Here is a 690-nt window from a genome sequence, read left to right on the forward strand (position 1 = left end):
ATCCTGATAATCCAGCCCTCCTGTACCATCGGTATTGGGTAACGGTAGCATCGTTCCGCCATCTCCTGTACCTGCAACCGTATTATCATCTGTATCAACACTATCAGCAAATCCATCGCCATCGACATCAACCATAGAGGTTGGATCTCCCGGGGTTGGGTAATCTATCGCTCCATCGCCATCAGTATCTACTCCTCCAGCTTCACTAATATCTGTTAGCCCATCATTATCACTATCTAAATCCAGGCTATCTATAATACCATCATTATCACTGTCCGGTGACGGTAAATTGGTTCCGCCATCTCCTGTTCCTGCAACCGTATTATCATCCGTATCAACACTATCTGCAAATCCATCACCATCAGTATCGGTAATTCCATCTAAAACTCCATCGCCATCTGCATCAACTCCTCCGTTTTCTATTGTATCTGAAATTCCATCATTATCACTATCTAAATCTAAGTAATCTACAACTCCATCATTATCCTGGTCTCCTACAACCAGAGCCGTTCCGCCATCTCCTGTACCTGCAACTGTATTATCATCCGTATCAACACTATCAGCAAATCCATCACCATCAACATCTGCCATAGAGGTTGGATCTCCCGGAGTCGGGTAGTCTATCGCTCCGTCTCCATCGGTATCAACTCCTCCGTTTTCTACGATATCTGCAACTCCATCATTATCACT

Annotated in this window: 1 pseudogene; it reads right to left on the bottom strand. The window is 44.6% G+C overall.

Annotation, left to right across the window (positions count from 1 at the left end):
• Positions 1–690: pseudogene (locus ACFSTE_RS20570) on the bottom strand (hypothetical protein); the annotation flags it as partial.

It is taken from the genome of Aquimarina hainanensis (genome assembly GCF_042684685.1).
Lineage (GTDB): Bacteria > Bacteroidota > Bacteroidia > Flavobacteriales > Flavobacteriaceae > Aquimarina > Aquimarina hainanensis.